Annotated in this window: 2 protein-coding genes and 1 pseudogene; all 3 read right to left on the reverse strand. The window is 59.3% G+C overall.

Annotated features, from left to right (window positions below):
• Positions 1–137 precede the first annotated feature (137 nt).
• Positions 138–896, reverse strand: coding sequence for a C13 family peptidase (locus GWG65_RS40100; RefSeq protein ID WP_275200905.1), 759 nt, complete (start codon positions 894–896; stop codon positions 138–140).
• 5 nt (positions 897–901) lie between these two features.
• The gene (locus tag GWG65_RS40105; RefSeq protein ID WP_275200904.1) at positions 902–1,258 is read right to left on the reverse strand and encodes an MTH938/NDUFAF3 family protein; all 357 of its coding nucleotides are present in this window, start codon (positions 1,256–1,258) and stop codon (positions 902–904) included.
• A 72-nt stretch (positions 1,259–1,330) separates the two neighbouring features.
• A pseudogene (locus GWG65_RS40110) lies at positions 1,331–1,717 on the reverse strand (hypothetical protein); the annotation flags it as partial.

Raw genomic sequence — 1,717 nt, forward strand, 5'->3', positions numbered from 1 at the left:
TGGCGCAGAGCGGACCATCGCCAAAGTGCTAATGGAAGCCAAGTGCGCAGACGCAGACATGCGGCGCGATTCGGTCAGCAGATCAATACGGGCGAGTTTTCGGCACGCAGGCGTCGGCCGCAAAGGCGGCCGGTCGCTCAAGGGCGCGCAATCAGCAACGGCTGCACGTTCTCGCCGCCTGCCATCAGCGGATTCGACGGCTCGAAGCGCTCGCGCACTTCTCGCTTTTTGACGAGCGAGCGCGCAACAACAAAGGCGTCCTTCAGGCTCTTAGCTTGCCGGAGTGCGACATTGAAAAAGGCATTGCCGAAATAGGTCCATTTGGCTTTGTCCCGGCAACCGAACGATGGATGGTCGGCATCGGCCGCGGTGAATATCAGCGTATCGGGGTTCGCGAGACGAGGGATGAAGACCCCGGAATAGCAGGCCGAGATGACCACCACCTTGTATCGCATGCCGGTCCGCGCCAGCATGTAGGCGAGATTAGACGGCGTGATCGTTTGCGTAAGCCGCCCCGCTTTGACTGCAAGGCCGGCGCGGGAGCCGTGCGAGGTGAGAATCAAAAACAGAATGTCGTCGTTGGCGTCCATCCCGTTGGCCGCCGCTTGCAAGGACGTGGCCAGGCCTTCAATCGTTGCACCTCCGCCTTTCTTCGAATTGTATTGCACGTTGATCGGGGCGCCCCCGAACCGGCCCGCTACGACCCGTGCTGCGCCGGTCGCCTCGCTTCCAAACACGCCTTGATCGCCGAAAAGGCCGAAGGACACCACGCTCACCTCGCGAGCATCCTCAACGGCGTGCACCGTCGAAACCGACGGCGCAACGGTCAAAATAAAAGCAATGAGCGGAGCGCCGATCCGGCTGATCCAACGTGGATACACAGCTTCACCAGGCATTTCTTTCAACAGGTCACATGAAAGAGTCCGATCCTCTTTGTGCGCGACCGGTTGAACGTCCGGATTGCCTCGGGAGTCGGCTTCAACACGACCTCGCAGCCCTTTTTTTCGAAATAGGCTTCAGCTTCCGGTGACAGGTGCACGTGGCCCATCTGACCCGAGCCAATGACGACCTGATCGCACCCCTTCTCGAAGAGAAACTTTGCCTCGTCTTTTGAAAGCACGTGCGAGGTACCATACAGCTTCTTTGATAGCTTCTTTTTCCGCTTCACAACTTCGCCGGAAAGACGAACGACCACGTCGTGCTGATAGGTCTTTCCATCAATCGTAATCGCGCCAAAGATGGTGCTGTCAATCTTCATCGTGACCTCCTAATCAGGCTCCCGCTCCAACACGCAGCAGCGAGGCGCCTCACTGTCGGCAATCATCCTTATTCAAGAGCGTTCCAGTCTGCCGATCCGGATCGGGACGCGCCGCTGCCCCCAGTTGCCCGGGTGCGCCTCGAACGAGCCAGGGATTGCGGTGGAGCAAATACCGCAGCGGCCGTCCGCTGTGAGCCGCCAAGTGGTGATGTCATACCAATCTCGGCCGATGATCCGCTCACCACAGCCCGGGCAGTACGTGCTTTGGCCCGTCTCGTCGTGGACATTGCCGGTGTAGACGAAATGCAGCCCGACCTTGCGCGCGATATCGCGAGCCGTCGTCAGCGTGAAGGCGGGCGTACGGGGCAGATCCAGCATCTTGTAGTCAGGGTGGAAGGCGGTGAAATGCAAGGGCACGTCAGGTCCTAGCCTTGTCATCACCCATTCGCTCAGCTTTTT

Origin of the sequence: Bradyrhizobium sp. CSA207 (assembly GCF_029051685.1) — a bacterium.
In the GTDB taxonomy this organism is placed as follows: domain Bacteria; phylum Pseudomonadota; class Alphaproteobacteria; order Rhizobiales; family Xanthobacteraceae; genus Bradyrhizobium.

Excerpts from the sequence above, each read along its gene's own strand:
- GWG65_RS40100 (WP_275200905.1), bottom strand. The coding sequence starts at position 896 with ATGCCTGGTGAAGCTGTGTATCCACGTTGGATCAGCCGGATCGGCGCT.
- GWG65_RS40105 (WP_275200904.1), bottom strand. The coding sequence starts at position 1,258 with ATGAAGATTGACAGCACCATCTTTGGCGCGATTACGATTGATGGAAAG.